This window comes from Microbacterium kribbense, from assembly GCF_039537285.1.
Lineage (GTDB): Bacteria > Actinomycetota > Actinomycetes > Actinomycetales > Microbacteriaceae > Microbacterium > Microbacterium kribbense.
The window spans coordinates 256,233-282,380 of the sequence record NZ_BAABAF010000007.1; the positions used below are offsets into that span (position 1 = coordinate 256,233).

Annotated in this window: 23 protein-coding genes; 14 read left to right on the top strand and 9 right to left on the bottom strand. The window is 71.6% G+C overall.

Annotated elements, in window-relative coordinates; translation table 11 throughout:
• Positions 1 to 123: 123 nt before the first annotated feature.
• Both ABD705_RS10615 and ABD705_RS10620 read right to left on the bottom strand, forming a co-directional pair.
• Positions 124 to 912 carry a biotin--[acetyl-CoA-carboxylase] ligase gene (locus tag ABD705_RS10615; protein WP_344783338.1) on the bottom strand — a complete coding sequence of 263 codons (789 nt, stop codon included), beginning with the start codon at positions 910 to 912 and terminating at the stop codon, positions 124 to 126.
• Positions 913 to 932: 20 nt separating this feature from the next.
• On the bottom strand, positions 933 to 1,142 hold the full coding sequence (locus ABD705_RS10620; protein ID WP_344783340.1) for a hypothetical protein: 210 nt from the start codon (positions 1,140 to 1,142) through the stop codon (positions 933 to 935).
• A gap of 245 nt (positions 1,143 to 1,387) precedes the next feature.
• On the opposite strand from ABD705_RS10620, the gene ABD705_RS10625 reads away from it, so the two are divergent.
• The 3 genes from ABD705_RS10625 (at position 1,388) to ABD705_RS10635 (ending at position 4,275) form a co-directional block, all read left to right on the top strand.
• The gene (locus ABD705_RS10625) at positions 1,388 to 2,215 is read left to right on the top strand and encodes an endonuclease domain-containing protein (RefSeq protein WP_344783342.1); all 828 of its coding nucleotides are present in this window, start codon (positions 1,388 to 1,390) and stop codon (positions 2,213 to 2,215) included.
• 237 nt (positions 2,216 to 2,452) lie between these two features.
• A complete protein-coding gene (locus ABD705_RS10630) occupies positions 2,453 to 4,039 on the top strand; it encodes an acyl-CoA carboxylase subunit beta (protein WP_425562071.1) in 1,587 nt (528 codons plus the stop codon).
• Positions 4,036 to 4,275 (top strand): acyl-CoA carboxylase subunit epsilon, encoded by a 240-nt coding sequence (locus ABD705_RS10635; RefSeq protein WP_344783346.1) that lies wholly within the window; start codon positions 4,036 to 4,038, stop codon positions 4,273 to 4,275. Before ABD705_RS10630 ends, ABD705_RS10635 begins: the two co-directional genes overlap by 4 nt.
• Before the next feature lie 250 nt (positions 4,276 to 4,525).
• Here the strand turns inward: ABD705_RS10635 and ABD705_RS10640 are convergent, their stop codons facing one another.
• Genes ABD705_RS10640 through ABD705_RS10655 form a run of 4 tightly spaced genes read right to left on the bottom strand, consistent with a single transcriptional unit; the run spans position 4,526 to position 8,807 of the window.
• On the bottom strand, positions 4,526 to 5,584 hold the full coding sequence (locus tag ABD705_RS10640; RefSeq protein ID WP_344783348.1) for a hypothetical protein: 1,059 nt from the start codon (positions 5,582 to 5,584) through the stop codon (positions 4,526 to 4,528).
• 8 nt (positions 5,585 to 5,592) lie between these two features.
• On the bottom strand, positions 5,593 to 6,846 hold the full coding sequence (locus tag ABD705_RS10645) for an ATP-binding protein (RefSeq protein WP_344783350.1): 1,254 nt from the start codon (positions 6,844 to 6,846) through the stop codon (positions 5,593 to 5,595).
• The gene (locus ABD705_RS10650; protein ID WP_344783352.1) at positions 6,836 to 7,498 is read right to left on the bottom strand and encodes a response regulator transcription factor; all 663 of its coding nucleotides are present in this window, start codon (positions 7,496 to 7,498) and stop codon (positions 6,836 to 6,838) included. Before ABD705_RS10650 ends, ABD705_RS10645 begins: the two co-directional genes overlap by 11 nt.
• A gap of 4 nt (positions 7,499 to 7,502) precedes the next feature.
• On the bottom strand, positions 7,503 to 8,807 hold the full coding sequence (locus tag ABD705_RS10655) for a class I SAM-dependent RNA methyltransferase (protein WP_344783536.1): 1,305 nt from the start codon (positions 8,805 to 8,807) through the stop codon (positions 7,503 to 7,505).
• A gap of 238 nt (positions 8,808 to 9,045) precedes the next feature.
• Between ABD705_RS10655 and ABD705_RS10660 the strand changes: the two genes are divergently transcribed.
• Positions 9,046 to 9,693, top strand: a complete 648-nt coding sequence (locus ABD705_RS10660; protein ID WP_344783354.1) for a Maf family protein — start codon at positions 9,046 to 9,048, stop codon at positions 9,691 to 9,693.
• A 78-nt stretch (positions 9,694 to 9,771) separates the two neighbouring features.
• Positions 9,772 to 11,535, top strand: coding sequence for an acetyl/propionyl/methylcrotonyl-CoA carboxylase subunit alpha (locus ABD705_RS10665; protein WP_344783356.1), 1,764 nt, complete (start codon positions 9,772 to 9,774; stop codon positions 11,533 to 11,535).
• Between the two features lie 8 nt (positions 11,536 to 11,543).
• On the opposite strand, the gene ABD705_RS10670 is transcribed toward ABD705_RS10665, so the two are convergent.
• A complete protein-coding gene (locus ABD705_RS10670; RefSeq protein ID WP_344783358.1) occupies positions 11,544 to 12,992 on the bottom strand; it encodes an NAD(P)H-quinone dehydrogenase in 1,449 nt (482 codons plus the stop codon).
• A gap of 93 nt (positions 12,993 to 13,085) precedes the next feature.
• Between ABD705_RS10670 and ABD705_RS10675 the strand changes: the two genes are divergently transcribed.
• Genes ABD705_RS10675 through ABD705_RS10685 form a run of 3 tightly spaced genes read left to right on the top strand, consistent with a single transcriptional unit; the run spans position 13,086 to position 16,200 of the window.
• On the top strand, positions 13,086 to 13,913 hold the full coding sequence (locus ABD705_RS10675; RefSeq protein WP_344783360.1) for a purine-nucleoside phosphorylase: 828 nt from the start codon (positions 13,086 to 13,088) through the stop codon (positions 13,911 to 13,913).
• On the top strand, positions 13,910 to 15,589 hold the full coding sequence (locus ABD705_RS10680) for a phospho-sugar mutase (RefSeq protein WP_344783362.1): 1,680 nt from the start codon (positions 13,910 to 13,912) through the stop codon (positions 15,587 to 15,589). The genes ABD705_RS10675 and ABD705_RS10680 overlap by 4 nt, the downstream gene beginning before the upstream one ends.
• Positions 15,590 to 15,615: 26 nt before the next feature.
• On the top strand, positions 15,616 to 16,200 hold the full coding sequence (locus ABD705_RS10685; protein WP_344783364.1) for a GNAT family N-acetyltransferase: 585 nt from the start codon (positions 15,616 to 15,618) through the stop codon (positions 16,198 to 16,200).
• Positions 16,201 to 16,210: 10 nt separating this feature from the next.
• On the opposite strand, the gene ABD705_RS10690 is transcribed toward ABD705_RS10685, so the two are convergent.
• Positions 16,211 to 18,133 carry a BglG family transcription antiterminator gene (locus ABD705_RS10690; protein ID WP_344783366.1) on the bottom strand — a complete coding sequence of 641 codons (1,923 nt, stop codon included), beginning with the start codon at positions 18,131 to 18,133 and terminating at the stop codon, positions 16,211 to 16,213.
• 146 nt (positions 18,134 to 18,279) lie between these two features.
• Between ABD705_RS10690 and ABD705_RS10695 the strand changes: the two genes are divergently transcribed.
• The 6 genes from ABD705_RS10695 to ABD705_RS10720 all read left to right on the top strand — a co-directional run bounded on the left by ABD705_RS10695 (position 18,280) and on the right by ABD705_RS10720 (position 24,818).
• On the top strand, positions 18,280 to 18,630 hold the full coding sequence (locus ABD705_RS10695; RefSeq protein ID WP_344783368.1) for a PTS sugar transporter subunit IIB: 351 nt from the start codon (positions 18,280 to 18,282) through the stop codon (positions 18,628 to 18,630).
• Positions 18,620 to 20,335, top strand: a complete 1,716-nt coding sequence (gene ptsP, locus ABD705_RS10700; protein WP_344783371.1) for a phosphoenolpyruvate--protein phosphotransferase — start codon at positions 18,620 to 18,622, stop codon at positions 20,333 to 20,335. The genes ABD705_RS10695 and ptsP overlap by 11 nt, the downstream gene beginning before the upstream one ends.
• Before the next feature lie 30 nt (positions 20,336 to 20,365).
• Positions 20,366 to 21,940: a PTS mannitol transporter subunit IIBC gene (locus ABD705_RS10705; protein ID WP_425562072.1), complete on the top strand. Its 1,575-nt coding sequence runs from the start codon at positions 20,366 to 20,368 to the stop codon at positions 21,938 to 21,940.
• Positions 21,941 to 22,041: 101 nt separating this feature from the next.
• Complete coding sequence (locus ABD705_RS10710) at positions 22,042 to 22,482, top strand: PTS mannitol transporter subunit IIA (protein ID WP_344783375.1); 441 nt, start codon at positions 22,042 to 22,044, stop codon at positions 22,480 to 22,482.
• A complete protein-coding gene (locus ABD705_RS10715) occupies positions 22,479 to 23,636 on the top strand; it encodes a mannitol-1-phosphate 5-dehydrogenase (RefSeq protein WP_344783377.1) in 1,158 nt (385 codons plus the stop codon). Before ABD705_RS10710 ends, ABD705_RS10715 begins: the two co-directional genes overlap by 4 nt.
• Positions 23,637 to 23,912: 276 nt before the next feature.
• Positions 23,913 to 24,818: an endonuclease domain-containing protein gene (locus tag ABD705_RS10720; protein WP_344783379.1), complete on the top strand. Its 906-nt coding sequence runs from the start codon at positions 23,913 to 23,915 to the stop codon at positions 24,816 to 24,818.
• A 193-nt stretch (positions 24,819 to 25,011) separates the two neighbouring features.
• On the opposite strand, the gene ABD705_RS10725 is transcribed toward ABD705_RS10720, so the two are convergent.
• On the bottom strand, positions 25,012 to 26,127 hold the full coding sequence (locus ABD705_RS10725; RefSeq protein WP_344783381.1) for an adenosine deaminase: 1,116 nt from the start codon (positions 26,125 to 26,127) through the stop codon (positions 25,012 to 25,014).
• Positions 26,128 to 26,148: the final 21 nt, after the last annotated feature.

Here is a 26,148-nt window from a genome sequence, read left to right on the forward strand (position 1 = left end):
GACCATCCCCTGCCCGGCGGTGCGTGAGCGCGAGGTTCAGAACTGCATGAGCCGGAAGTTCACCAGTGCATGAGCCGGAAGTTCAGGACGCGAAAAAGTACAGTCGGAACGCAGGAACTCCGCTCAGTCCGCGCCCGAGCCCCGCACGTGCACGACATCGCCGGCCGAGACGGCGATCTCGCGACCGCCCACCTCGACGACCAACCGGCCGCCATCATCGAGCCGCTGTGCGTGGCCGACCAGCTGCGAGCCGTCCGGCAGTGACACCTGCACGCGTTGGCCGAGCGTCGTGCACAGCGCCTCGACCTCGCTGCGCACACCGGCCTCGGCCGCTCGGCCGTGCGCGAGGGCGGCGAGCTGCTCGTCGAGCGCGACGAGATAGTCGGCGAGCAGGCGGTCGTCGTCGGCCACGCGTCCGAGCGCCGCGAACGAGGTGGCGGTGGCGACCGGCAGGTCGGCCCGACTCATGCTCGTGTTGATGCCCGAGCCGATGACCACGGCATCCTCCCCCGGCACCATCTCGGCGAGGATGCCGCAGATCTTGCCACCGTCCACGAGCACGTCGTTCGGCCACTTCAGGCCGACCGAGTGCGACCCGTGCAGCTGCGCAGACACGGCGCGGGTCATTGCCGCCCCGGCCACGAGCGGGATCCAGCCGCGTGATGCCGGCGGGATGCTGCCGATGCGCACCACGACCGACACCGCCAGCGAGGTGCCGGGCGGCGCGGTCCACGAGCGATCGAGCCGGCCCCGGCCCGCACGCTGGTCGTGGGTGAGCAGCAGACTCAGGTGCGGCCACGCCGACGGGTCGGCGGATGCCCGGGCCACGGCATCCGCGTTCGTCGATCCGGTGGATGCCACGACCTCGACGCGCGGACTGATCGCCGCCGTCCGCGGATATGCCTGAGCCATGGGATCACCCTATGGCGATCTCACCGGTAGCCGCCGGTGCCGCCGGCGCGCTGCAGCTCCCACGCCTGCGTGAGCGCCGAGCCGATCGCGTCCTCGTCGCCTGACAGCATCGCCTGCACCTTCTGGTGCGCCGCGTACCGCGGCGGAATGCCGAACGTGCCCGGATACCGGCTCACCAGGTCGTCGCGCGTCTCGAACGCGCACCGGATCATCAGCTCATCGCCGGCCACCAGCCGCGCCCTCCCATCCGGCCGCAGAAGGAGATTCCGGCGAGGGAAGGACCGAACCGACTCGAATTCTCCTTCCGCGGCCGGAATCTCCTTCTGTCGCTCGCGGGCGGGGATGCGGGAGGATGACGGAGCGGTCAGGGTGCCGACCCCTCCCCAACTGCCGTGTTCAGGCGGGTCCACCCGAGTTGTCCACAATCGAAGCCATCCGATCCCATGGCGGGACTCGACCGGGGATCGTGAATGCCATGCGCATCGAGGACGAGCTCGACAAGCTCAAGTACATCCATCGCGCCGATCTGACCGATCGCGGGTGGAGCGAGGATGCCATCCGTAGGTCGGTCCGGCGCGAGAAGCTCCTCGTCATCCGTCGCGCCTGGATCGTGTCACCGGCAGCCTCCTCGATGGTCATCCTGGCCGCGCGCACCGGCGTACGCCTCACCTGCCGCAGCGCGGCCGATGCCCTCGGCATCTGGCGCCCGGATCACGACACCGCCGGCCACCTCGCACTGTCGCCGCACGCCAAGGCCGGCGCGAAAGGCACGGTCAGCCACTGGTCGACGGGTGTCATCGCCCCTGACAAGCGCTCCCTCGTCGATCCGCTCGAGAACGTCCTCGCGGCCGCCGCCCGGTGCCTGCCGTTCGAAGACGCGCTCGCGATGTGGGAGTCGGCACTCAACGCCGGCAAGGCGACGATCGAGCATCTTCTCAAGGTGACTTGGCGCGGACCGCAGGCGCACCGGCTGCTCGAGTGCGCATGCGCCGATGCCGACTCCGGGCTCGAGACCCGCTTCGTGTCGAGGATGCGGCGAATCGGCATCCAGGTGCGACAGCAGGTGCGGCTCAGCGGGCACCCTGTCGACGGGCTCATCGGCGAGCGACTGGTCATCCAGCTCGACGGATACACCTACCACAGCAGCTCCAGCCAGCGGCGGACGGACATCGCCCACGACCGCGCCCTGCGACTGCTCGGCTACACCGTGCTGCGCTTCGACTACGTGGAGATCATGCACGACTGGGCGAAGGTCGAGGCACATGTCACGGCGGCGATGGCGCAGGGGCTGCACCGGGCGTAAGCGCACCGGCGAAGGAAGGAGATTCGCGCGAGGGAAGGAGAGACTGTGCGGGAAATCTCCTTCTGTGGCCGGAATCTCCTTCTGCCGCCCGCTGGCGACGACGGATGCCTCGGCCGGCGATAGGGGGATGCCTCGGCCGCCAACCGGAGGCCGGTGGCGAACACCGACAGCGGAATCGGCAACCCGTTGTGGACTGTCTTGCACGGTTGCGGCACACGCATCGTTAGGGTGGAATGCGTGAGCGAACCCGACCTCTATACGACCGCCGGCAAGATCGCCGACCTGCGCGCCCGATACCAGGAGGCGGTCGTCGACGCCGAGGCCACGGCGCAGACCAAACAACACGCCAAGGGCAAGCTGACGGCGCGCGAGCGCATCGATATGCTCGTCGACACCGGCTCGTTCACCGAGATCGACGAGTACGTGCGACACCGCACCACCGCGTTCGGCATGGACCGCTCCCGCCCCTACGGCGACTCGGTCGCCACCGGCGTCGGCACGATCCACGGCCGCACCGTCGCGGTGTACGCACAGGATTTCTCCACGTTCGGCGGGTCGCTGGGCGAGGTAGCCGGTGACAAGATCATCAAGGTCATGGAGCTGGCGCTGCGCAGCGGCATGCCGATCGTCGGCATCCTCGACTCCGGCGGTGCGCGCATCCAGGAGGGCGTGGTCGCGCTCGGCAAGTACGGCGAGATCTTCCGCCTGAACACGGCGGCCTCGGGCGTGATCCCGCAGATCTCGATCATCATGGGCCCCGCCGCCGGCGGCGCGGTCTACTCTCCCGCCCTGACCGACCTGGTCGTCATGGTCGACAAGACCAGTCAGATGTTCGTCACCGGACCCGACGTGATCAAGACCGTCACCGGCGAAGACGTCGGCATGGAAGAGCTCGGCGGCGCCTACACGCACAACACCCGTTCCGGAGTCGCACATTACCTCGCCGACGACGAGGAAGACGCGATCGACTACGTCCGCACCGTGCTGAGCTTCCTGCCCGACAACAACATGGCCGAGCTGCCCGTCTATGAGAGCGACTTCGAGTGGGAGACCACGGATGCCGATCGCGTGCTGAACACGATCATCCCGGACTCGCCGAACCAGCCCTACGACATCCACGTCGTGATCGAGCACATCGTCGACAGTGCCGAGTTCATCGAGGTCCAGCCGCTGTTCGCCCCGAACATCGTGGTCGGCTTCGGCCGGGTCGAAGGCCGCACCGTCGGGATCATCGCGAACCAGCCGAACGCGATGGCCGGCACCTTGAACATCGACGCCGGTGAGAAGGCCAGCCGCTTCGTGCGGTTCTGCGACGCCTTCAGCGTGCCGATCGTCACACTCGTGGACGTGCCCGGCTACCTGCCCGGCACCGACCAGGAGTGGACCGGTGTCATCCGCCGCGGCGCGAAGCTGCTCTACGCGTACGCCGAGGCGACGGTGCCGCTGGTGACCGTCATCCTGCGCAAGGCCTACGGCGGCGCCTACATCGTGATGGGCTCCAAGCAGCTCGGCGCCGATGTGAACGTCGCCTGGCCGACCGCCGAGATCGCCGTGATGGGCGGGCAGGGCGCGGTCAACATCCTCTACCGCGGCGAACTCAAGCGCGCGGCGGAGGCGGGCGAGGATGTCGCGGCGGTGCGCACCCGGCTGGCCAACGAATACACCTACAACGTGGCATCCCCGTTCCTGGCCGCGGAGCGCGGCGAGCTGGACAGCATCATCGAACCAGCGCAGACCCGCGTGTTCATCGCGAAGTCGCTGCGGGCGCTGCGCGGCAAGCGCGCCACGCTGCCGCCGAAGAAGCACGGTAACATCCCGCTATGAGCCGGGGGGACGATTCGGCGGCGGATCCGTCGCTGCTGCACGTGGATGTCGTGCGCGGCAATCCGACCGATGCGGAGCTCGCCGCAGTGCTGGCCGTCGTCAGCGAGGCCTACGCGCAGGAGCAGGCCACGGCGACCGCGTCCGATGAGCCCACCCGCAGCGGCTGGTCGCTCTCAGCTCGGAACCTGCGCGCGCCCCTGCGCCGCGACCTGGGCTGGGGCCGTTTCGGCGGCTGATCCGCGGCGTCGCAGGCCTCGACCGACCATGTCCCCCAAAATACCTACAGACGCGTCGTCACGCCCCCCGCATACTTGAAGTGCTGGAACGCTTCTTGCGTTCGGCCGGCCGGCTCATCCAGGGTAGATGAGCGCAGGTTCGGCCACGTGGGCTGTTTTCGGGTAACAGTCCACACCGGTGAGGGGCGGGCGGCTTCGCCGCCCCTCACCTTCTCTTTCGCCCCCGTCACCGCCGGGCTCTCGAGCCCCGTCACGGCCGGGCGATCTCCCGCCACAGGTCGACCGTGTCCTCATCGGACAGGGCCCCGCCGCGGGCCGAGCGGCCCACCACGGTCACTGCGATCTGCGGGTGGGTGGATGCCCGGATGAACAGCCGATCCGAGTGCGCATCGTGCACGGCCCCGGCCACCAGCGCGCGGATCGCGCCCAGCTGTGCCTCATCCAAGTCGTCGAGCCCGCCCTCGTCGAGGACGATCACCGTCGCGCCGCGCCGCCGCGCCGCATCCAGCTCCGCCCGCACGCCGTCATCGAGCAGCCGTCCACCACGCAGCTCGTCGCGCAGCTGTCCTTCGGCGATACGGGCCTCGACCCGCTCCTGCTCGCTCAGTTCGCCGGAGCGCTCGATCGCGCGGGAGAGGATGGGGCCGGCCACCGCCAACGCCCGCTGCACCTGAACGCGCCGCTCGCGCTGCCGGCCGCGCTGCGCGGCCCGCCATGCCGACGCGGTGCGCTGCAACTGCGCGAGCCGCGACGTGTCACGTGCGGCGCGGTCCATCCCCATCACCAGCAGCTGCGCTGCCAGCACCCACACCGCCGAGCCGATCAGACCCAGCGAGAGCGCCGGCAGCACGCCGATCCACAGCATCGTCGACAGCGCCAGGAGCAGGACGCCGATCCACGCCGTCCAGGGGCGTCGGCGCACCATCACGATGGTCATCAGCAGGCCGATCGCACCCACATACCAGGTGCCGAACGGGGCGGTGCGCGAGGCCGGCGCGACCGAGAGCGCGATGACGTTCGGCATCGACAGTGCCATCGCCAGTGCGATCCCCAGGACCCACTGCGGCAGCCGGGCCGGGCCGTGCTGGGCGGTGGTGAGCATCTCGCCGACGTCTTCATCTGCGTCCGGCCCGGCCTCGGGCAGGGCGCCGCTGGTCACGAGCAGGCAGAGCCCCACGGTGCCCAGGTACAGCACCGTCATCAGCAGGTAGGCAATCGGCTGGTCGACCGCACCGCCCACCCACACCAGGCCGCGCAGCGCCAGGAACAGGGCGAACAGAGCGGCCAGGCCGGTCAGGATGCTGCGCACGCTGCCCCTCACCCGGCCTCACCCCATTCGAGTGTCACGACCGTGCCGCGCGCGTCGGAGTCGATGTGCGCGCGCCCGCCGACCGCGGCCACGCGCGTCATGATCGATGCGCTGATGCCGAGCCGGTCATCCGGCACGGCATGGATGTCGAACCCGGGGCCGCTGTCGCGCACGCGCACCCCGATGTCTGCGGGCGGGCCGGATGAGACCATGCTGACCTCCAGCCCGGCGGCATCGGCATGAGCGATCGCGTTGGCGACGGCCTGGGCGGCCGCCAGCGCCAACGCACGTGCGACGACCCCCGGGATCGCGACGCCGGTGGTCGACGCCCGCACCCGCTGCACCCGGAGCGCGTAGCCCTGCTCGGCGGCGGAGGCCTCGATCGCACGGGCGACAGATTCCACGTCCACCGGTGCCTCCGAGCCCATCTCGGCGTCGCTGTCGGTGTTGGCCAGCCGGGTGAGCGCCTCACGCGACATCCCGACCGCGAGCGTGCGCGCCCGCTCGCTCTCGGCGCGTTCGACCGCGATCAGCGCCGCCAGCACGCTGTCGTGCATCAACGCACCCACGGCGACCCGCTCCTGCTCGCCGGCCGCGGCGGCCGCGGCGGCCGCGTAGGACGACACGGCCTGCGCACGCGCGGTGTCCACGTTGGTCGCCACCGAGCGGAACATCCAGCCGAGCGTGACCAGGATGCCGCCGAGGATCAGCGCGAACGCGACATCCAGCAGCACCGGCATCACGAACGCCGGGTCGAGACCGCACTGGATGAACCGGACGACGCCCCACAGCACCGGGATCACGATCGCCGACGCGATCTGCCACGACAGCGGAATGGACAGGACGGCGGCCACCGTCGCGACGTTGAGCAGGTAGAACGGCCACGGCTCGGCGTCCGGAGTGGTGGACAGGCCGGCCGCGGCGATCGGCCAGAGCAGGACGCTGACCGTGAACGCGAGCACGAACAGCGCACCGAGCACCCGGCGGCCGCGCCCGAGGACGCACGCGATGATCATCAGCACCAGGGGGATGAAGACGACCAGCAGAAGCGCCGGATACCAGCCGGGGAGCACGGCGGTGGCATCCAGGGCGGCGACGAAGCCCTGTCCCCCCAGGGCCACGCAGCCCACGGCGATGGCCAGGCCGATGATGCGCTCCACCCGGATGCGGGTGAAGGAGCCCAACTCGGTGCCGGTCTGATGCGACTGCGGGATCGTGCCCCAAGCGGCGTCGAGCGTGGCCCGGTCGGGGTCAGCTGTCACCGGCGTCCTCGATGGGAGTGAGGATGCCGTCTTCGACGGCGCGACGCAGCAGATCCACCTTCGTGGGGGCGGGCCGGCCGACGTCGACGTACTTGACCCGCACGCGGTTGATGTTCTCCTTGGCCGTGGAGTACGCCACGCCCAGCCGGTCCGCCACGATCTTCAGCGGCAGTCCCGCCGCGTACAGGCGCAGCACGTCGCGCTCCCGAGCCGACAGCTGGGCATCGGCGAAGGCCCGGTCGCCGTCGACCGCGCTGGCCCATTCCACATTGTTCAACGGCTCGCCCTGCGCGACGGCGGCCACGGCGGCGATCACCTCGTCGATGGGCGACGCCTTGCTGATGATGCCCGCCGCCCCTGCGGCGAGCGCCTCGCGGACGGCGGCGGGCCGGTCGGCGACGCTGTGGATGATGACGCTGGAGCCGGCCGCCGCCACCCGGCGCACGTTCTCGGTGACGGTGGTGCCGTCGCCCAGCGTCAGGTCGAGCACGACGACATCGGCCGGAGCCGAGTGGCTCAGCGCGCGCCAGTCCAGGTACGCCGTCACGGAACTGCCCGAGAACACGACATCCATCGCGTCGGCGCGGGCGCAGGCGGCCTCGAGGCCGAGCCGCACGGACTCGTGGTCGTCGATCAGAGCCACATGAGTCATGACTTCAGGCTAGCGTGCGCCGAGTGAGGGATGCGACGGCTTCGACGTGATGCGAGTGCGGGAACAGGTCGACCGCGGTCACGGCGGATGCCTCGTACCCGGCGGTGCGGAAGGTCTTCAGGTCGCGCGCCAGCGCCACCGGATCGCACGCCACGTAGACGACGGCCGCCGGCTGCAGTGCGGCGACTGCGTCGACGACCTCGGCGCCGGCGCCCGAGCGCGGCGGGTCGAGGATCACCACGCCGGCGCGCAGCCGGTCCAGATCACGCTCCGAGGCGGTCTGCCGCAGTTGCGGCAGCCAGCGGTCGACGCGCCCGGCCTCGGCGCGGGCACCCACCCACTCGGCGAGGTTCTCGCCGGCGTGCTCGGTGGCCCGGGCGTCGGACTCGACGCTGATCATACGGGTGCCCGGCCCCCCGAGCGCGCCCAGAGCGGCGGCGAACAGGCCGACCCCGCCGTAGAGGTCCAGGTGCAGGGCATCCGTCTGGAGCGGCCCGGTCGCCCGGATGGCGTCGGTGACCAGATCGGTGAGGGTCGCGGCCGCCTGGTGGTGCACCTGCCAGAAGCCCCCGGCATCCACCTGGAAGCGGCGATCCCCCACCCGCTCGACGATCACCTCGCGCGCCGCAGCGCTGCGGTGGGACGCGGCGGACGGCGCAGGACGCGCGCCCTGCCTGCGGCGGCGGTCGCGGGCCGGATGCTGGGTGGGACGCGGCACGATGCGCACCCGGCCGTCGGCCGGCTGCACCAGATCGATGCGTCCGGCGGCCTCGGCGTGCACGTCGACGGCGACCCGCTCGATCGCGGCAGTGGCCAGCGGCAGCTCATCGACCTCGATGACGCGGTGACTGCGGGCGGCATAGGGGCCGATCCGCCCCTGGTCGTCCACATGCAGGCTGACCCGGGTGCGCCAGCGCAGGCCGTCGTCATCGCCGGCCGTGCGCATCTGCACCGGCAGATCGAGGCCGCCCATCCGGGTGAGCGCGTCGCCGAGCACCTCGAGCTTGAGCGTGCGCTGGTGGTCCAGATCGATGTGCCCGAAATCGGCGCCGCCGGGCCGCAGCTCGGGCGGGGTGTCGATGTCGGCGGCACGCCACACGTGCCGGCGGCGGTGCGGCGACGCATCCAGCACCTCGACGGCTTCGCCGCGCCAGAACGACTTGTCGCCGGTCTGGCTCAGCCGCACGCGCATGCGCTCGCCGGGGATGGCATCGGGCACGAACACGACGCGTCCCTCGTGCCGTCCGACGAAGACGCCGCCGTGGGCGACGGAGGTGATGTCGAGATCGATCAGGTCGCCCGGTTGCATCATCCGAGCATCCCATACCGAGCCGTGGGCGCCCCGCGCGGTGCGCCCGACGGGCCTGCCGCGTCCTCCTCGCACCCGCTCCCGGAACGCGTGCGCTGTCGTTTCTGACATCCGCGCACGTCTTTTGCGCGCGCGACTGCACGAAACGGGCGCGCGAGTGCCCAAGTCCCCGCCAAAACCGGCGCGCACCTCAGCAACGGGCGCATCGCGGGCGTGCCGCGCCGGTACGGTTGACCGCATGCGCGTGTGTCTGGCTTCGACCTCCCCCGCCCGCCTGATGCTGCTGCGGCAGGCGGGCATCGACCCGGTGACGCTCGCACCCGACGTCGACGAAGAGGGCGTGATCGCCGCGGTCGAAGCCGCCGAGGGCCGGCTGCTGACGCCGTCCGAATACGTGCTGCTGCTGGCCCGGCGCAAGGCGGCGGATGTCACGGCGCGCCTGGTCGCCGACGATCCCGACTTCGACGGGCTGGTCATCGGCGGCGACTCTATGTTCGTGCTCGCGGGCCAGATCCTCGGCAAGCCCTACACGCCGGAGGTGGCCACGGCACGCTGGCACGAGATGCGCGGCCGCACCGGCATCCTGCACTCCGGGCACAGCGTGTTCCGGCTGGTGCCCGGCCGCGCGCCGGTGGAGGCCCACGCGAGCGCCGAGGCGGCCGTCACCTTCGCCGGCGACATCACCGACGAGGAGATCGACGCCTACGTCGGCACCGGTGAGCCGCTGCTGGTGGCCGGTGCGTTCACCGTCGACAGCCTCGGCGGCCCGTTCATCGACCGGGTCGACGGCGACCCGTCCACGGTGGTCGGGATGTCGCTGTCGACGCTGCGCCGGCTGGTGCGCGAGGTCGGCGTGCGCTGGACGGATACCTGGACGTCCTCGTAGATTCCGCCACACCTTTTCGGAATTTTCTTGTGCGAGGCAGTCAATTCCAGCCCGGATCGGGTGGATAGGCTGACTTTCATGCCTGAAATCGCCAAGGTGCTCATCGCGAACCGCGGCGAGATCGCCGTCCGTGTCATTCGCGCTGCGCGCGACAGTGGCAAAGCCTCGGTCGCCGTCTACGCCGACCAGGACCGCGACGCGATGCACGCCAAGCTCGCCGATGAGGCGTACGCCCTCGACGGCGCCACGAGCACCGAGACCTATCTGTCGATCGAGAAGATCCTCTCGATCGCGCGGCGCTCCGGCGCAGACGCCGTGCACCCCGGCTACGGGTTCCTGGCCGAGAACGCCGAGTTCGCCCGCGCCGTGATCGGCGCAGGCCTGGTCTGGATCGGCCCGTCGCCCGAGGCGATCGAGGCGCTCGGCGACAAGGTCATCGCCCGCCACGTGGCCGAGCTGGTCGGCGCGCCGCTGGCCCCGGGCACCCAGGGCACCGTCTCGGGCGCCGACGAGGTCATTGCGTTCGCCGAGCAGTTCGGCCTGCCGGTCGCGATCAAGGCGGCGTACGGCGGCGGCGGCCGCGGCCTGAAGGTCGCCCGCGAGATGGACACCATCGCCGAGATGTTCGAGTCGGCCACCCGCGAGGCGGTCGCGGCCTTCGGCCGCGGCGAGTGCTTCGTCGAGAAGTACCTGGACCGGCCACGGCACGTCGAGACGCAGTGCCTGGCCGACGCCGACGGCAAGGTCGTGGTGATCTCCACGCGCGACTGCTCGCTGCAGCGCCGCAACCAGAAGCTCGTCGAAGAGGCCCCGGCGCCGTTTCTGACCGATGCGCAGCGCGACGTGCTGTACGCCTCGTCCAAGGCCATCCTGCAGCACGTCGGCTATGTCGGCGCGGGCACCTGCGAGTTCCTGATCGGCGCCGACGGCACGGTCTCCTTCCTCGAGGTCAACACCCGCCTGCAGGTCGAGCACCCGGTCTCGGAGCAGGTCACCGGCATCGACCTGGTGCGCGAGCAGTTCCGCATCGCCGAGGGCGGCACGCTCGACTACGACGACCCCGAGCCGATCGGGCACGCGATCGAGTTCCGCATCAATGGTGAGGACCCGGGGCGCGGCTTCCTGCCCCAGCCCGGGCCGATCCGGGTGTTCAAGACGTTCGGCGGCCCCGGCATCCGGCTGGATTCGGGCGTGACGGCCGGGGATGTCGTAGGCGGCGCCTTCGACTCGCTGCTGGCCAAGATCATCGTCACCGGGCGCGACCGCGCCGAGGCGCTGGCGCGGGCCCGACGCGCGCTGGACGAGTTCGAGGTCGGCGGCCTGCCCACCGTGCTGCCGTTTCACCGGATGGTCGTGCGCGACCCCGCGTTCGTCGCCGCCGACGGGGTCTTCGGCGTCTACACCCGGTGGATCGAGACCGAGTTCGACGGAGACATCGCCCCGTGGGACGGCGAGCTGGGCGAGCCGGAGCCGGCGCAGTCGCGGCACACCGTCGTCGTCGAGGTCAGCGGCAAGCGCCTCGAGGTGAGCCTGCCCGATCGGATCACCGCCGCACCGCTGGGCGCCGGCCGGCCGGCGTTGGCACCGCCCTCGCGCCGGTCGCACTCGACCACCACCGCCGGCGTCTCCGGCGACGCGGTGACGTCGCCGATGCAGGCGACCGTGGTCAAGATCGCCGTCGAAGACGGCCAGGAGGTCGTCAAGGGCGACCTGGTCGTCGTGCTGGAGGCGATGAAGATGGAGCAGCCGATCCGGGCGCACAAGGACGGCGTCATCGGCGGCATCAACGCCACCGCCGGCGCGACCGTGGCCGCGGGCCACCAGCTGCTGCAGATCTCCTGAGCGGCGGCTCAGCCGCCGACGTAGCTCTGGTGCATGGCGCGGGTGGCGTCGGTGATGCTGCCCGACAGCGACGGGTACACCGCGAACACCCGGGAGAGCTGGTCGACGGTCAGCCGCCGCTCCACCGCGACGGCGACCGGATAGATCAGCTCCGACGCCTTCGGCGCCACGATCACGCCGCCGATCACGGTGCCGCTGCCGGAGTGCGCGATGATCTTGACGAAGCCGTCCTTGATGCCGATCATCTTCGCGCGCGGGTTCGCCGTCAGCGGCAGCTTGTGAGCGACGCCGTTGATGAGCCCGGCCTCGATGTCGGCCTCCTGCCAGCCGACCGTGGCGATCTCGGGGGCGGTGAAGATGTTCGAGGCGATCCGGCGCTGCTCCAGCGGGATCACCACGTCGCCCAGGGCGTGGAAGACCGCGGTGCGGCCCTGCATCGAGGCCACCGAGGCCAGCGGCACGAAGGTCGTGCAGTCGCCGGCCGCATAGATGTTGGGCACCGACGTGCGCGCGACCCGGTTGACCTGGATGTGCCCCGAGTCGGCCATCTGCACGCCGGCAGCCTCGAGCCCGATGCCGGTCGTGTTGGGGATCGACCCGACCGCCATCAGGCAGTGGCTGCCGGTGACCACGCGGCCGTCGGTCAGCGTCACCTCGACGCCGTCGCCGGTGTTGACCACCCGCGCGGCGCGCGAGCGCGACAGCAGGTTCATGCCGCCGCGCTTGAACACCTTCTCCAGCACCGCCGCGGCATCCTTGTCCTCACCGGGCAGCACCTGCTCGCGGCTGGAGACCAGCGACACCGTCGCGCCCAGGTTCATGTAGGCGCCGGCGAACTCGGCGCCGGTCACGCCCGACCCGACCACGATCAGGTGCTCGGGCAGCGCCTTCATGTCGTACAGCTGCGTCCAGGTCAGGATGCGGGTGCCGTCGGGGCGGGCATCGGGCAGTTCGCGCGGCGCGGCGCCGACCGAGACGACGAGGGTGTCGGCCTCGACCCGGTCGAAGTCGGTGCCGCCCGGGCCGGTCGAGACCACGATCGAGGTGTTGGTCTCGAGTCGGCCGTGGCCCGAGATGATCCGCACCCCCGCCTCCACGAGCGTCGCGCGCATGTCGTCGGACTGCTTGCGGGCCAGCGCCAGCAGCCGCTGGTTGACGGCGGACAGGTTGATCGCGATCTCGGGCTTGAGCGGCTTGCCCTCGGCCCCGCGGGCGAACAGCTCGACCCCCAGATCGGATGCCTGGGCGATCGCGACGGCGGCATCGGCGGTCGCGATCAGGCTCTTGGAGGGGACCACGTCGGTGATGACGGCCGAGCCACCCACGCCGGCCCGCTCGACGAGGGTCACCTGCGCGCCGAGCTGGGCGGCGGCCAGCGCCGCCTCATATCCACCGGGGCCACCGCCGAGGACGGCGACGGACTGGGTGCGTTCGAAGCTCAGCGACATGGACTCCATTCTTCCAGGCCCGACACCGCTTGCCCGCCACCGGACTCCCAGGTCGGCAGGCCGCACTGGCCCGGCAGGCCGGGGCATCCCTAAAGTGGGTGCATGACCCACGAGAACCCGCTGGACGACCCGAACGCCGATCCGTTCGAGATCGCCCGCACCGCCGCCGCCGACATCGCCCGCACCACGGGCGTGCCGCAGCACGACATCGCCCTCACCCTCGGCAGCGGCTGGGGCAAGGCGGCCGACCTGGTCGGCGAGACCGTCGCCACCGTCCCCGCCACCGACGTCACCGGGTTCAGCAAGCCGGCGCTCGAAGGCCACGTCGGCACGCTGCGCAGCATCCTGACCCCCGCCGGCACGCGGGTGCTGGTCATCGGTGCGCGCACGCACTTCTACGAAGGCCACGGCGTGCGCCGCGTCGTGCACTCGGTGCGCACCGCCGCCGCGACCGGCGCGAAGGTCATGGTGCTCACCAACGGCGCCGGCGGCGTGAACCGCGGCTACTCCCCCGGCCAGCCGGTGCTGATCAGCGACCACATCAACCTCACCGCCGCGTCGCCGCTGGAGGGTGCCACCTTCGTGGACCTCACCGACCTCTACGCCCGGCGGCTGCGCGCGACCGCACGGTCGATCGACCCGTCGCTGGCCGAAGGCGTGTACTGCCAGTTCGGCGGGCCGCACTACGAGACCCCCGCCGAGGTGCGCATGGCCGGCATCATCGGCGGCGACATCGTCGGCATGTCCACCGCGCTGGAGGCGATCGCCGCCCGCGAGGCCGGCATGGAGGTGCTCGGCTTCTCGCTGATCACGAACCTGGCCGCCGGCATCCAGGAGTCCCCGCTCAGCCACGCCGAGGTGCTCGAGGCCGGCCGCACCGCCGAGCCGGTCATCTCGCAGCTGCTGGCCCGCGTCGTGGCGGCACTGTGAGCACCGCGGCGGCGCGTGCCGCAGCGTGGCTCGCACAGGACCCCGACCCGCAGACCCGCGCCGAGCTGCAGGATCTGCTGGATCGTGCGGCAGCGGGCGACGCGGATGCCGCCGCCGAGCTGGAGGACCGGTTCGACGGCCGGCTCGCCTTCGGCACCGCCGGGCTGCGCGGCCGGCTGGGCGCCGGCAGCCGGCGGATGAACCGGGTGCTGGTGGGGCAGGCCGCGGCCGGCTTCGCGGCATACCTGCGCGAGAAGGCCGGGCCGGATGCCACGCCCACCGTCGTGATCGGGTACGACGGGCGGCGCAACTCGCAGGTCTTCGCGACCGACTCGGCCGAGCTGCTGGCCGGCGCCGGACTGCGCGCGATCCTGCTGCCGCGGCTGCTGCCCACGCCGGTGCTCGCCTTCGCCGTGCGGCACCTGGATGCCGCGGCCGGCGTGATGGTCACGGCATCGCACAATCCCCCCGATGACAATGGCTACAAGGTGTACCTCGGTGGCGCCGACGCCGGCTCGCAGATCGTCGCGCCCGCCGATGCCGAGATCGCCGCGCACATCCAGCACGTCGCCGACGAAGCGGACCTGGGCGCGCTGCCGCGCGATCACGGCTACGAGACAGCACCGGAGTCGGTGATCGACGCCTACGTGGCCGCGACCGCCGCGGCCGGCCCGGCACCGGCGGCGGCGGCCGGCCTGCGCTGGGCCTACACCGCGATGCACGGCGTCGGGTGGGAGACCACGGCGCGCATCCTGGACGCGGCCGGGTATCCGCGCCCGACGCTGGTGGCCGCGCAGATCGAACCGGACGGCGCATTCCCGACGGTGTCGTTCCCCAATCCCGAAGAGCCCGGCGCGATGGATCTCGCATTCCAGACGGCGCGGGATGCGGATGCCGAGCTCGTGATCGCGAACGATCCGGATGCCGACCGGCTGGCCGTCGGCATCCCCGATCCGACCGCCGACGGCGGCTGGCGGCGCCTGAGCGGCAACGAGGTGGGCCTGCTGCTGGGCTGGCAGGCCGCCCGCCGCGCCGCCGCCGCGGGGTCGGCGGCGGGTGCGTCGCTGGCGTGCTCGCTGGTCTCCTCCCCCGGGCTGCAGGCGGTCGCCGAGCACTACGGCCTGGACTTCCACGCCACCCTGACCGGGTTCAAGTGGATCTCGCGGGCGCCCGGCATCGTGTACGGCTTCGAAGAGGCGATCGGCTACCTGGTCAATCCCGATCAGGTGCGCGACAAGGACGGCATCTCGGCCGCCGTCGCGGTGCTGAAGATGGCCTCCGACGCGCGCGGCGAGGGGCGCACCCTGGCCGACCTGCTGGACGAGTTCGCGGCCACCTTCGGCGCGTACGCCAGCGACCAGGTGGCGCTGCGGGTCGAGGACGTCGCGATCATCGCCCGCATCATGGCGTCGCTGCGGGCGTCGGCCCCCACCGCACTGGGCGAGGCGCAGGTGCTGGGCGTCGACGACTACCGCGACGGCTTCGAATCCATCCCGCCCGGCGACGTGCTGCGGCTGCGGCTGACCGGCGACGCGCGCGTGCTGGTGCGCCCCTCCGGCACCGAGCCGAAGCTGAAGGCCTACCTCGACGTGCGCGGTGATTCGGTGGCGGATGCCGCGGCCCGCCTGACCGCGCTGCGCGCGGCCGTCACCTCGCTGCTGCACTCTTTCACATGACCGCGGCACGCGCGTAGTCTGGGCGCGTGGACTTCATCACGCCGGTCACGCTCGAGAACGACTTCGTCCGGCTCGAGCCGCTGACCGCCGCGCACGCCGGCGATCTCGCCGAGGCGGCGGTCGGGCTGGAAGGGCGCTGGTACACGTCCGTCCCGACTCCGGACGGTGTGCCCGCCGACATCGCCGACCGCCTGCGGCGACACGAGTCCGGCACGATGAATCCGTTCGCGGTGCGGCGCGTGGCCACCGGGCGCATCGTCGGCGAGACCACGTTCTGCAACATCGACCAGCCCAACCGGCGCGTCGAGATCGGCCACACCTGGCTGGGCCTGGCCGCCCAGCGCACCGAGGTCAACGCCGCGGCCAAGATGCTGCTGCTCGGGCACGCGTTCGATGAGTGCGACGCGATCTCGGTGCAGTTCCTCACGCACTGGCACAACCGGCAGTCCCGCAGCGCGATCGAGAAGCTGGGCGCCAAGCAGGACGGGGTGCTGCGCAACCACCGCATCCAGGCCGACGGCACGCTGCGCGACACCGTCGTGTACTCGATCCTGCCGCACGAGTGGCCGGCCGTGCGTCGCGGCCTGCAGGCCCGCCTCGCGCGCCGGTGAGCCGGGCCGTTCAGCCGTCGATGACGGCGACCAGCTCGTCCAGGAACGACGTGAAGTCGGTCGCCCGGCGCAGGATGCGCGCCACCGAGTCGTGCTCGTTGAACACCTCGACGAGCTGCTCGAACACGGTCTGGAACGCCTCGCGGTCGGCCTCTGAGAACGCGACCATCGCCACGACCTGCACCCGGTCGGGCCCCCAGGCGATCGACGGGTCGGCGATGCCGACCGCGATCACGGTGCGCGTCGCGGTCATCCCGATCGCGTGCGGCACCGCCAGCGCATCGGTGAAGGCCGTCGACGACAGCCGCTCGCGCGCGATGGCGCGCTGCACGTAGTCGTCGTCGATGACCCCCTGCGCCACCAGCAGGCCGCCCAGCGTGCGGATGGTCTGCTCGGGATCCCCGTCGGGCAGCGGCGCCAGGAAGGCGTCCGGGTCGAAATAGCGCTCCAGCTCGGTGCGCAGCCGCGCGAGCCGCCGTCCGCGGCGGATGCGGGATGCCGCGGCCTGCGTCCGCTCGATGTCGGCGTCGGTCAGAAACGGCTGGATGCGCACGACGCGCTCACCCAGCGGCGGGGCGTCGATCGTGGTCAGGATCAGGTCGGTGTCGATCGCCGCCCAGTCCGGGTCCACGCGCGTCTCGACGCCGACCACCTCGATCGCCTGGCCGAGCGAGCGGTCGATGCTCGAGCGCAGCAGCTCGTGCAGCTCGTAGTAGCCGGGGCACACGATCATCGCCGTCAGCAGCTGTTCGCTGCGTCGGCTGCGCTCCACCCGGCCGCCCAGGTGCATCGCGATGTAGGCGATCTCGTCGTCGGGCAGGGCGATGCCCAGGCGCTCGGCCAGGCCGCCGGCCATCCACACCGCCACGTCGAAGATCATCGGATACGTCGATTTCAGCGACCGGGTCAGGGGGTTGCGCGACCAGGCCTGCTCGCCCGCCCGATAGCGCAGGTTCTGCACGTGCAGTGCGAGTCGGCGGATGAAGTCCTCGTGCACGATGTCGACCAGGTACTCGTCGGCGGCCTGGGTGACCAGCTCGCGGACCGCGGCCTCCACCTCCGGCTCGATCGGGCTGGCGGATGCCTCGGGCGCGGCCGGGCCCGGGGTGACCACGCGGGTCAGCACCAGCGTGGCCAGGTGCCGGCGGTCGGCGGCGCCCAGGCTCACGCCCAGATGCTCGGCGACCAGGTCGCCGAGCAGCCGGTCGATCGGCTCGGCGGCGGGGCCGCCGGCGGCATCCGTGGCCGCCTCGAGAGCGCGTCCGTGCGCGACCCGGTCGGCGGCGATCGCGATGTGGGTGAGCACATCCGAGATGCCGAGCTCGTTGATGTAGTAGCCGTGCTCGCCGAGCCGGCTGCGCAGGGCGGCCTCGAACCGGCCGAGCGCGTCGGCGCCCAGCCGCTGCTCGCCGAGCGTGCGCCGCAGCGCGCGCAGATCGAAGGCGCCGGCATCCATCTCGTCGTGGATCAGGCGGCTCAGCAACCGCCGCTGCGCACCCTCGGTGCCGCGCAGCTGCGCGCGCTGCGCGGAGCGCTCCAGCGCCAGCGCGGTGCCCGTCAGCAGGGCGCGCACCCGGCCGAGGTCGGCTTCCAGCGTCGCGCTGGAGATGTGCAGCCGGTCGGCGGTCTCGTAGACGTCGATGCCGGTGTCGGCATCCAGCAGTGCGCGCACCAGGGTGTGCAGCCGGTCCTGGGGCGTGGCGGCGTCGTCCGCGGCCAGCGCCGCGGCGGCCGCCGCACCGGGCCCGGCGCGGTAGCCCTGCGCGCCGGATTCGACGGCGAGCTCCGGGCCGACCCGGGCGTTGAGCGCCGTGACGTAAGAGCGCACGCTGCGCGGGGTGACCCCGAGCGCGTCGGCCAGCCGCGCGGCGGTGAGCCAGTCGCCCGCGCGCACCAGCAGCGCCAGCAGGCGGTCCGGTCGCGCTCTGGTCACCGTCCGCCTCCACGCGGCAGATCGGGGTGCGCCGCTGTGGCAAGTCAACCACGCGCACCGCCCGGGTGTTTCCGCCCCTCCGGAAACAGATCTGGTTGTCCTCCTCACAGGAGATTGTCAGAATGGGCAGTCAGGAGGGACGGTCGATGAGGATCATCGTGGTATGCGGTGCGGGTGCGTCCAGCACCTTCGTGGCGCAGCGCATGCGTCGCGCGATCGGCGCCGCCGGTCGCCGCGATGTCGTGACGGCGGTGTCGATCACCGCGCTGCCGGACCGCCTGGACGACGCCGACGTGCTGCTGGTCGGACCGCACTTGGCCGACCGCAGCGACGACCTGACCCGCGCCGCCGCAGGCCGCGGGGTGCGCGTGATCGTGCTGCCGGGTGACATCTTCGGCGACCGCGACGGCAGCCGTGCGCTCGCGCTGGCCACCGGCGCCGCACCGACCACCCCCGCGCCGGCGCGGGTCGACGAGAGGATCAGCCATGACGGATGAGACCGGACAGGCGCAGGCGCTGCCCGCCGAGCTGACCGGAGTGGGCATCGGCCCGGGTGTGGCGCAGGGGCCGGTGGCACGCATGGCCGATCCGCTGCCGGCGCCTGAAGACGTCGCCAGCGCGCTGTCGGTCGACGACGAGACCGCCCGGGCGCGCGAGGGGGTCGCCGCCGTCGCGGGCGAGCTGAACGCTCGTGCCGAGCAGGTCGGCGGCACCGCGGCGGAGGTGCTCGAGGCCCAGGCGATGATGGCCGAGGACCCCTCGCTGCAGGAGCAGATCGACGCCGGCATCGCGCAGGGCAAGACCGCCGAGCGCGCCGTGTTCGAGGCGTTCGCGACATTCCAGGAGACCCTCACCGCGATGGGCGGCTACCTCGGTGAGCGCGCGGCCGACCTGGCCGACATCGCCCAGCGGGTCATCGCCCACCTGCGCGGCGTGCCCGCTCCGGGGGTGCCCGACCCCGGTCATCCATTCATCCTGGTCGCGCGCGACCTGGCCCCCGCCGACACCGCCCTGCTGGACCTGACCCAGGTGCTGGCGCTGGTGACCACCGCGGGCGGACCCACCTCGCACACCGCGATCCTGGCGCGGGAGAAGTCGATCGTCGCGGTCGTCGGCGCCGCGGGCGCCGACCGGCTCGCCGACGGGCAGACCGTGATCGTGGATGCCGCAGCCGGCATCGTGACCACCGGTCCGACCGCCCACCAGCTCGCCGATGCGCAGCAGCGCGCCGACGACCGCGCGGCGGCCGCCTCGGCACCGCTGGCGGCGGGGGCGCTGGCCGACGGCACCGCCGTGCCGTTGCTGGCCAACCTCGGTAAGCCCGGCGACGCGGCCGCCGCGATCGCGCTGGGGGCCGAAGGGGTCGGGCTGTTCCGCACCGAGTTCCTGTTCCTCAGCGCCACCGAAGCCCCTACCGTCGCCGAGCAGCAGGCCGCGTACGAGCAGCTTCTGGCGGGCTTCGCGGGCAAGAAGGTGGTGGTGCGGGCACTGGATGCCGGCGCCGACAAGCCACTGTCGTTCCTGGGCGACGCGCACGAGGAGAACCCCGCGCTGGGCCGGCGCGGCCTGCGCGCGCTGCGGGCGAACGAGCAGATCCTGCGCGATCAGCTCACCGCGCTGGCGCAGGCCGACGCCGCGACCACGGCGCGCGGCGAAGGCGCCGAGCTGTGGGTGATGGCTCCGATGGTGGCTACCGTCGAAGAGACCGAGTACTTCACGGCGTTCGCCCGGGAGTGCGGCATCCGCGTCCCCGGCGTGATGGTCGAGGTGCCCGCGCTGGCGCTGCTGGCCGACCGGGTGCTGGCGGCCACCGACTTCGCCTCGATCGGCACCAATGACCTCACCCAGTACACGATGGCCGCCGACCGCGTGCTCGGCAGCGTCGCGTCGTACCAGAGCCCGTGGCACCCGGCGGTGCTGCGCCTGGTCGCCGACGTCGGCTTCGCCGGGCGCACGCTCGGCAAGCCGGTCGGCATCTGCGGCGAGGCCGCCGCCGATCCGCTGCTGGCGGTCGTGCTGGTGGGCTTGGGCGCGACGAGCCTGTCGATGGCCCCGGCAGCGCTGGCCGACGTGCGCGCATCGCTGCGAGCGCACACCCTCGACCAGGCCAAATCCATCGCTGCCGCGGCCCTGGCCGCGGGCGATGCGGCATCCGCGCGAGCGGCCGCTGTGGCCGCCGCGTCCCCCACACGACCGGCATGAGCCGGCGTTCCGACAGAAAGTGACACGGCAATGACAACGGCGTCCGTTCCTGCAACGCAGGCAAAGGGAGGAGCCCGGGTCCATATCCAGCGATTCGGCACGTTCCTCTCCGGCATGATCATGCCGAACATCCCCGCACTGATCGCCTGGGGCATCTTCACAGCCTTCTTCATCGACGTCGGCTGGACTCCCAACGCGGATCTGGCCACCATCGTCGGCCCGATGATCCACTACCTGCTGCCGATCATCATCGCCTACACCGGCGGTCACATGGTCTACGGCAACCGCGGTGCCGTCGTCGGCGCGATCGCCACGTTCGGCGTGATCGCGGGGTCGGACAACCTGATCGCGCAGTTCAACGCGCAGCTGGCGCAGACCGACCCGAACGCCGCCCCGCTGGGCCAGATCCACATGTTCATCGGCGCGATGATCATGGCCCCGCTGGCCGCCTACACGATGAAGTGGCTCGACAAGCTCTGGGAGGGCAAGGTCAAGGCCGGCTTCGAGATGCTGGTCAACCTGTTCTCGGCGGGCATCTGGGGCTTCGCGATGGCCGTGCTGGGCTTCTACCCGATCGCGTGGCTGGTCAACGGCCTGATGAACGTGCTGAGCGCGGCGGTGAACTGGCTGATCGCCACGCACCTGCTGCCGCTGACGAGCATCCTGATCGAACCGGCCAAGGTGCTGTTCCTCAACAACGCGGTCAACCACGGCGTGCTCACGCCGCTGGGCCTGGAGCAGGCGGCCGGCCCCGCGCACAAGTCGGTGCTGTTCCTGCTCGAGGCCAACCCCGGCCCCGGCCTGGGTCTGCTGCTGGCGTTCACGTTCTTCGGCCTCGGCATCGCGAAGGCATCCGCCCCGGGCGCTGCGATCATCCAGTTCATCGGCGGCATCCACGAGGTGTACTTCCCGTTCGCCCTGATGAAGCCGATGCTGATCGTCGCGCTGATCCTGGGCGGCATGACCGGTGTCACCACCAACGTGCTGTTCAACACCGGACTGCGCGCGCCGGCCGCCCCGGGCAGCATCCTGGCGGTGATCGCCCAGACCTATCAGACGGACTATCTGGGCGTGATCCTCTCGGTGGTCCTGTCGGCGGCGGTCACGTTCGTCATCGCGGCGATCATCCTGCGCGCCTCGCGCAAGCGGGACCTCGCCGCCTTGGGCGACCAGGACGCGTTCGAACGGGCGATCTCGCAGACCGAGGCCAACAAGGGCAAGTCCTCCAGCACCCTGTCCGGGCTGCGCACGTCGGCCGCCGGCAGCGGCGCCGCCGCCGAAGCGGTCGCCACCGAGGCGCCCGAGCGCGAGGTCAGCGCCATCGTGTTCGCCTGCGACGCGGGCATGGGGTCCTCGGCGATGGGCGCCAGCGTGCTGCGCAACAAGATCAAGAAGGCGGGCATCGAAGGGGTCACCGTCGTCAACAAGGCGATCGCGAACCTGGACGGCACCGCCGATCTGGTCATCACGCAGAACCAGCTCACGCCGCGGGCACAGGCCCAGGCGCCTGATGCCATCCACTTCTCGGTGGACAACTTCATGAACTCGCCGAAGTACGACGAAGTCGTGGACCTTGTCAAAAGGCAGCGCGAGGCCTCAGAGTAGACGGCAAGCCGTGGGGCTGGGATGGCTTGCGCCCCCGGCCTCACGGCCCGCGGTCGCCTCCGCCAGAAGCAGACAGACCGAATCAAGAGAGAAGAGCAGACATGTCACGTGAGGTTCTCGCCCTCGGGCAGGTGCGCATCCACTCCGGCGGTGCGACGCAGGAAGAGGCGATGAAGGAGGCCGCCGACATCCTCGAGGCGGCCGGCGCCGTGACCGGGGCGTACTTCGATGCGATGCAGCAGCGCGAGCAGACGGTGTCCACCTACATGGGCAACGAGCTGGCCATTCCGCACGGCACGAATGAGACCAAGGACATGATTCTCGATTCGGCGCTGTCGATGGTGCGCTACGACGGCGGCGTCGATTGGGGTGGTGAACCCGTCACGTTCGTGGTCGGCATCGCGGGCAAGGGCGACGAGCACCTCGAGATCCTCTCGCGCATCGCCATCCTGTTCTCGGAGGACGACGACGTCGCCCGGCTCAAGGCCGCCCCCACCGCCGAGGCGCTGTACGGGCTGCTCGCGACCGTGAACGAGTCATGAAGGCCGTCCACTTCGGCGCCGGCAACATCGGGCGCGGATTCGTCGGCCTGCTGCTGCACGACGGCGGCTACGACCTGGTGTTCTCCGACGTCGCGGCGCCGCTGGTGGACGCGATCAACGCCGTCGACTCGTACACCGTGCACGAGGTCGGCGACGGCGGCCGCGACACGGTCGTCACCGGATTCCGGGCGATCAACAGCGCCGAGCATCCATCCGACGTCGTCGAGCAGGTCGCCGGCGCCGACGTGGTGACCACCGCCGTCGGGCCGACGGTGCTGCGCTTCATCGCGCCGCTGATCGCCGACGCGCTCGCGCTGCGCGATCCGTCGGCGCCGCCGCTGCAGGTGATGGCCTGCGAGAACGCCATCAACGCGACCGATCTGCTGCAGGCCGAGATCGCCCAGGCCGCCGGAGACGCGTGGGAGGCCGTGCGCTCGCGCGCCGTGTTCGCCAACACCGCGGTGGACCGGATCGTGCCCGCCCAGCCGGCCGACGCCGGCGTCGACGTCACGGTGGAGCCGTTCTTCGAATGGGCCATCGAGCGCGCGCCGTTCGGGGTGAATCCGCCCCACATCCCGGGCGCGCATTTCGTGAACGACTTGCAGCCGTACATCGAGCGCAAGCTGTTCACGGTCAACACCGGGCACGCCACCACGGCGTACTTCGGCGCTCAGGCCGGCATCGAACGGATCTCGGACGCCCTGGCCGACGACGCGATCGCGGCCCAGGTGTCGGCGGCGCTGGAAGAGACATCCGCACTGCTGACCGCCAAGCACGGGCTGCCGGTGGCGGAACTCGCCGAGTACCGGGCGACGATCCTGCAGCGGTTCCGCAACCCGGCGCTGCCGGACACGGTGTGGCGGGTCGGCCGGCAGCCGATGCGCAAGCTGTCTCGGCACGAGCGCTTCGTCGGACCGGCCGCCGAGGCCGCCGAGCGGGGCCTGCCGGTGGACGCGCTGGTGGCGGCGATGGGCGCGGCGCTCGCGTTCGACGACCCGGCCGACGCCCAGTCGGTCGCGCTGCAGCAGCTGCTGCGCACGATCGACGTGGATTCGCTGGTGACCGAGGTGACCGGCCTGGGCGAGGCGCATCCGCTCTACAGCGCCGTGCGCGAGGTCGTCGCCGCCCGGCAGGACGACCTGGCCGACGACTGACCCGCGCCGGCGCGCCACACCGCCGGCGGCGGCCGCTCCGCCGCTCGGCGGGCGCTCCGCGGCATCTCTGGTGTGCAGAACTCCTCTGATCCGGCGCAGTCGCGCCCGAAAACAGGCTGAGCCGGCGCCGCAGCCACCCGATCGGAGGAGTTCTGCACACGGCCCGGGCCCACCACCGGCTCCTCCCCAGGTTCGCGGCCCCGGCCCGGACACCGAGTTGTGCACAGATCGTCCACCAGGACACCACGCCCGCCCGAGCCCCGGTGTCATAGTCGTGTGGCAACGCCGAAGAAGACTGCGATCCAGCTCGCCGAGACGGTCCTTCCCGCGACCTTCCTCAGCCCCGCTGGGCTGGCCGCACAGGGGTTCAGTCGCCGGCAGGTCGCCGCGCGCGTCTCGGCCGGTGACCTCATCCGTCTGCGCAAGGGTCGGTACATCGCCGCAGACACGGATGTGGACCTGGTGCGCGCAGGTGGGCTCGGCGCACGCCTGGACTGCATCTCGCTGCTGAGCACGCTCGGCGTCTTCGTGCACACCAGCGACGACCTGCACGTGCAGGTCGAGCAGGGCGCCAGCCGGCTGCCCCTACCGGCGAAGGGCATCATCCGGCATTGGCGGGCGTCCGGCCAGGACCGATCCGGATTGGCCACGGGCATCGTCGACGCACTCGCGCAGGCCTGCCGCTGCCAGCCGCCTCGGGAGGCCATCGCGACGCTGGACAGCGCCTGGCACCACGGCCTCGTCGACGAAGAGAAGATCACCGCCGTCTTCGCCCTGCTGCCGCGTCGACTCCAGCGCTTGCGGCCCCTGCTCGACAAGCGCGCCGAATCAGGACCGGAGACCTTGATGCGACTGCTGCTGCGCGCACTCGGCTGCCACGTCGAGGTGCAGGTGAGGATTCGCGCGGTGGGCCGGGTGGACTTCGTCGTCGATGGCTGGCTCATCATCGAGTGCGACAGCGAGGCGCACCACTCCGGCTGGACGGCGCAGAAGCGCGATCGGCGCCGCGACATCGCCGCCGCCGCGCAAGGGTACACGACGATCCGGCCGATCGCCGAAGACATTCTGTACCGCCGCGACGAGGTTCTCGACCGCATCAGGCACGTTCTGGCCACCCCGGCACCGCGCCCGGCCGTGCAGAACTCCTCTCATCGAGTCCGCAGGACGAAGAAGGCGGCCTGACGAGTGGTCTGGACGCGGATTCGAAGGAGTTCTGCACGGCGTGCGGCCGGGCGGAGTGGCCGACCCCCGGGGCGGCCGGCCCGCGGCGGCGGGCGGCTTGCGCCGCCGAGAGCCCAGCCCCACAGACCGGGCGCCGGCGACCCGGGTGCGGCGGCCGCGCCGGCGGGCGGCTTGCGCCGCCGAGCGCGCGGGCCTAGCGGCCGAAGCCGGCGGCGATGATGTCGATGAGTTCCTCGCGCTCCTCGATCGGCAGGAACGCGCCGGCGGCGGCGTTCAGCTGGAACGCCTCCAGGTCGTCCAGGCCGTAGTCGAAGGTCTCGGCCAGCAGAGCCAGCTCACGCGTGAGCGAGGTGCGGCTCATGGTGCGGTTGTCGACGTTGACGGTCACGGCGAAGCCGAGCTGATAGAGCAGGTCGAACGGGTGATCGGCGACGGTGGTGCCCCACGCCGCGATCGCGCCGGTCTGCAGGTTGGATGACGGCGACAGCTCCAGCGGGATCTCGCGGTCGCGCACCCAGCGCGCCAGGTCGCCGAAGCGCACCTGCACTTCGTCGCCGTCCTCGCCGACGACGTCCACGTCCTCTGCGATCCGCACGCCATGGCCCAGGCGCAGCGCGCGCCCGTCCAGCAGCGCCGAGCGGATCGAGTCGAGCCCGGCCGCCTCACCCGCGTGCACCGTGGCCGGGAAGAACTGCCCTGCCAGGTAGTCGAACGCCTCGCGCAGCCGTGCCGGCGGAAAGCCGTCCTCGGGCCCGGCGATGTCGAACCCGACCGCCCCGCGGTCGCGCCACGACACCGCGAGCTTCGCGATCTGTAGCGACCGGTCGGTGTGTCGCATCGCGCTGATCAACTGCCCGACCCGGATGTCGTGCCCGGCGGAGGCGGCGGCATCCTCGGCCTGCTCGATGCCGTCCTGCACGGCCGCGACCGCCTCGTCCAGGCTGAGGCCGCCGGCCACGTGCTGCTCAGGCGCCCAGCGCACCTCGCCGTAGACCACGCCATCGGCGACCAGGTCCTCGACGAACTCGCGCGCGACGCGGGTGAGCCCGGCGCGGGTCTGCATCACGGCGATGGTCAGATCGAACGTCTTCAGGTACTCCACCAGCGAGCCCGAGTCGGCCTGCCGCGCGAACCAGTCGCCCAGCGCGGCGGCGTCGCGCTCGGGCACGGCGACGCCTGCCGCATCGGCGAGCTCGATGATCGTGGCCGGCCGCAGCCCGCCGTCGAGGTGGTCGTGCAGCGAGACCTTGGGCAGGCTGCGCAGCGAGACGCCCTCGATGGTCGTGTCGCCGTTCTGGTCGATGGGCATGTCGTTCTCCGTCGGTGATCG